General features: G+C 54.7%; 5 protein-coding genes and 1 pseudogene. 2 read left to right on the forward strand and 4 right to left on the reverse strand.

The features are described from left to right. Nucleotides 1-171, forward strand: a 171-nt coding sequence (locus tag E5J99_RS20750) for an integrase core domain-containing protein (protein WP_135499718.1), incomplete at its 5' end; no start/stop codon positions are given. Nucleotides 172-520: 349 nt separating this feature from the next. Further along, a complete protein-coding gene (locus E5J99_RS20755) occupies nucleotides 521-1,111 on the forward strand; it encodes a hypothetical protein (protein ID WP_135499719.1) in 591 nt (196 codons plus the stop codon). Nucleotides 1,112-1,422: 311 nt separating this feature from the next. Here E5J99_RS20755 and E5J99_RS20760 read toward each other — a convergent pair whose 3' ends face one another. The 4 genes and pseudogenes from E5J99_RS20760 to E5J99_RS20775 form a co-directional block, all read right to left on the reverse strand. Next, nucleotides 1,423-1,848 carry a hypothetical protein gene (locus E5J99_RS20760; RefSeq protein ID WP_135499720.1) on the reverse strand — a complete coding sequence of 142 codons (426 nt, stop codon included), beginning with the start codon at nucleotides 1,846-1,848 and terminating at the stop codon, nucleotides 1,423-1,425. A 109-nt stretch (nucleotides 1,849-1,957) separates the two neighbouring features. Then, nucleotides 1,958-2,938, reverse strand: coding sequence for a DUF3078 domain-containing protein (locus E5J99_RS20765; RefSeq protein ID WP_245319164.1), 981 nt, complete (start codon nucleotides 2,936-2,938; stop codon nucleotides 1,958-1,960). A 78-nt stretch (nucleotides 2,939-3,016) separates the two neighbouring features. Continuing rightward, entirely contained in the window at nucleotides 3,017-3,439 is a 423-nt protein-coding gene (mscL, locus tag E5J99_RS20770; protein WP_135499721.1) for a large-conductance mechanosensitive channel protein MscL, read from the reverse strand. Nucleotides 3,440-3,520: 81 nt separating this feature from the next. Beyond that, nucleotides 3,521-3,623, reverse strand: a pseudogene (locus E5J99_RS20775) (IS1595-like element ISPlba4 family transposase); the annotation flags it as partial.

The following is a 3,623-nucleotide window of genomic DNA, read 5'->3' on the forward strand; positions in this document are numbered from 1 at the left end:
GTGGAACGCTTCAACGGCTCGTTTCGTCGCGAGCTGCTCAACGGCTACCTCTTTGCTACCTTGCAGCAGGTGCGCGAGCACTGCCGCTTGTGGCAGTACGACTACAACCATCTACGGCCCCATCAGGCCCTCGATTTTATGACCCCAACCGAGTTCCGCCAAGCCGCCTGACCTCTACTTTTCACTGGCCTACCTGACGGGGAAGCTTACAGAAGACGCTACTTTTGTATCGGCACTAGAAACATTTGCACTCTAGTAGTCATACGTATTCATCCGGTCTTGTCCAACTCTTATGAAAACTCTTACTACCACTTTGCTATGCTCCGTTGTTTTCAGCTGCGCCCCGGCAATGGGCCAAACGAAAGCACTAGCGCGCACCGTCAAGCCTGCTAGCCCAAGAGCGACACCTGCTGTACGGCCGGCTACAATAACAACGACAACCACTAAAGCCACCACGACAAAATCAGCGGTTAAACCCACAGCGAAGCCAGTATCGACGGCGAAGCCCACGCCAAAACCGGTGCCGGCGACGGCTCCGGCCCCCACCCCAGTTTCCGAGCCCACGGTAGCCGCCACGAAGCCTTTAGGAACCGAAAACGCTACGGAGGAGCTATTCCGCAAAGGCACTACGATGGTGAATCTGGGAGTCGGGCTGGGTTTGGGCTACGGGTATTATGGCACTCTGAAGTCGACGCCGGCCCTGAGCTTATCAGTGGAACGTGGCTTTGTAGAGGGCGTCGGGCCGGGCACTATCGGTATTGGCGGCTTGGTGGGCTATAAGGCTTATCATTATGACTACCCAGGCTCGCAGTACAAGTCAACCTGGACCAATATCATTGTGGCCGCCCGGGGCACGTACCACTATAACATTCTTGCCAATCCGAAGCTGGATACCTACGCGGGAATAAGCCTGGGGGTACGGATACAGAAATGGAACGACACCTACTACGATGATAAACCCGAGCTACGCGGCTATGCTACCAGCACGTCATATGTCACCACGGGCATTTTCGTAGGTACCCGCTACTTCTTCACCAAGAACATCGGTGCTTTCACGGAGCTGGGGTACGACATGAACTACCTGAAGCTTGGTGTGACAGCCAAGTTTTAGGAACAAATCAGATAAGCTGTACCAACGGCAGCGCAACCAGAACCCGTAGGTAAAAGGACGCGCTGTTTACCAGTGACAGGCTGATGAGAAATAGTAGCGCACTGACGCGCAGATTGGGCTGTAAGGTCTTTTTCTAGGTAGCGGTTACCTACCTGCGAATAAAAATCGTAGTAAGACCTTACCGCTGGTTCTGACAACAGACTGATACTTCTTCAGTGGCGTCGGGGGCGAACGGTGGCCTCGAGGCGGCTGAAGATGCAAAAAGCCCCGCAGCACTGCTACGGGGCTTTTTTTGGGCCTATATCTGCTGCCTAAAAGAATAGGAAGCGGTGTTTTTTCTTATGGGTCAGCGGCTTGCCTTTAGGGTCGACGCCCGGCGCTTTGCGACTCTGGCCGCGCTGCTGCTGGGCCGTGCCGCGCTTGTCCTTAAACTTACGCACGGTAAAGCCGGAGTTGCTTTTCTCGTATTGCCGGGACGAACCCGAAGCACGGCCAAAGCTGGTATTGGCACCGCCACCCGAACGAGCTTCCAGGACCTCAATCTGCTGGTCGCGCTTCACGTCGCCGGGGTTCATGCTCATACGGCGCTGCATGCGGGCGATATCTTCGCCGGAAGCTTTCCGGGAAGACTTGCGGGACTTGGTGGGGGCATCCGGACGCGGGGCAATCTGGGCCTGTACCTGAGAAGCAACCAGGGTGGTGCCAGCCAATAGTACGGTGGCAATCAGCTTTTTCATGCGAAGAGGAAGAGGGGAAAAGACACTCAGCTAAGCCACACCGAGCAACTTGCGCACCACGTTTATACAAGTCAGAAAACCGGCGGGCTACAAAGATAGTTCAATTCTGTTAGAACCTATAAGTCAGCCCAATACCCAGAATTTCTTTGAATTGAATTCGGCGGCCCCGGCTGTCGGGCACGCCGTCGTCGTTGCGGTCGATGGGCACCAAAACGTCATCATCGTACACAAGCGTAGTAGCCAGGCTGCTGCTGATGAATTTATTCACCTTGAAGCTGATCAGCGTTTCCCAGTTTACGTCCACGTTGCCAGGGGAGTGCAGGTAGTTGCTGAACAGATCCAACTTACTTTGAAATGTAATATTTTCCCAAACTGGCCGCCGGTACTTCACGTTCATGTATGCCCCTAGCTCCTGCCGGAATTGCTGCCCGCTGCCGCGCACCAGCTGGCCCGCCGCGTCGCGGCGGGCGGCCTCTACCCCAAAAGCGCCGGCATCGGCCAGGGTTTGGTCGGCTACGACCGTGAACTTGCCTGTGAGGGGCGACACGAACACCGAAAGCTGGTCGTTGGGCTTGTAATCGATACCAACAGAAGCCAGAATGAAGGCCGGAGCGAAAAACCGGGAAAGCAGGGAATCGGGCCGCTCGATGTCTCTGGTGGGCGTGAGCTGGGTTTTGAGGTTAACCTGAAAAGCATAATACAGCACTTTCGTGAACTGGCGACCGTACTTGGCATTGAATTCCAGCCGGTCGTCACTTTTGCGGATTTTCGCCTTCCCCGCCTTGAGGCTGCCGTACACCACATCCAAGGAGGTATCGAAGGTATTCTGGCCGCGTCGGTTGTGCAAAAACACGTTTCCGATGGCCAGCAACGACAGGGAGCTTTGTCCGCCGGGTGCCCAGTTGCTCAGACTCACCTGGCTAAAGTTGAGCGTGCCCACCCCACCGCGCCGCCAGCCCTGCACGGTATCGGGGGCCGCAGCGCTACTCTCGGACGTTTGGGCCAGAGCTACGCCGGGTAGTGCCAGCCAACCCAGCGCCAGTACCATCCAAAAAAGCTGCTGGTACCGCCACTGTACAGAAGGATTCATAGTGCTATGTGTTAACGTCGAAGAAAGAGCGACACGTTCTGGTCGTTTACAAGCCCAGTCGGGGCCATAAGATGAGGGTTAGCGGCTGCGCAGCGCGTCCCGGATTTCCTGTAGTAGCAACTGGTCTTTCGTAGGGGCTGGATCAACCACGGCCACTACTACCGTTGGCTTCTTAAAGCGGTTGGCAAACTTGACGATCAGGAATACGCAGAAGGCAATGATGAAGAAGTAAACAATGGCGTTCAGAAACAGGCCGTAGTTGACGGTAGCGACTTTAGCGGCTTTGGCGGCTTCAAAGTTGGCGTACGACTTCCCATCAAGGGCCAAAAACCACTCCTTCAGGTCAACTCCGCCGGTAGCCAAGCTCACGAAGGGCATGATGATATCGTCGGTGAGGGAAGCTACAATTTTTCCAAAAGCGGCCCCAATAATAACGCCCACGGCCAGGTCGAGTACATTTCCTTTGGAAATGAATTCTTTAAACTCAGATACGAAGCTCATACGCCAACGCGGGGTTAGGGTGAAACGGAAGGAAGTGACGCTGCTAAATATAAATTTTGGGGCTTAGGAAGCACATCGAGCTTAGAGGGGCCGTTGGCGAAGTTCTTTGAGTAAGACTTTATACACGTTTTCGTAGCGGTGGTTGAAGCGAAATTCACATTCTTTCAGATGCAAGATAAATGTG

Source organism: Hymenobacter elongatus (assembly GCF_004745955.1).
Taxonomy (GTDB): Bacteria; Bacteroidota; Bacteroidia; order Cytophagales; family Hymenobacteraceae; genus Hymenobacter; species Hymenobacter elongatus.

Coding starts and splice junctions, on each gene's coding strand:
- E5J99_RS20765 (WP_245319164.1), bottom strand. CDS start 2,938: ATGAATCCTTCTGTACAGTGGCGGTACCAGCAGCTTTTTTGGATGGTA.
- E5J99_RS20760 (WP_135499720.1), bottom strand. CDS start 1,848: ATGAAAAAGCTGATTGCCACCGTACTATTGGCTGGCACCACCCTGGTT.
- mscL (WP_135499721.1), bottom strand. CDS start 3,439: ATGAGCTTCGTATCTGAGTTTAAAGAATTCATTTCCAAAGGAAATGTA.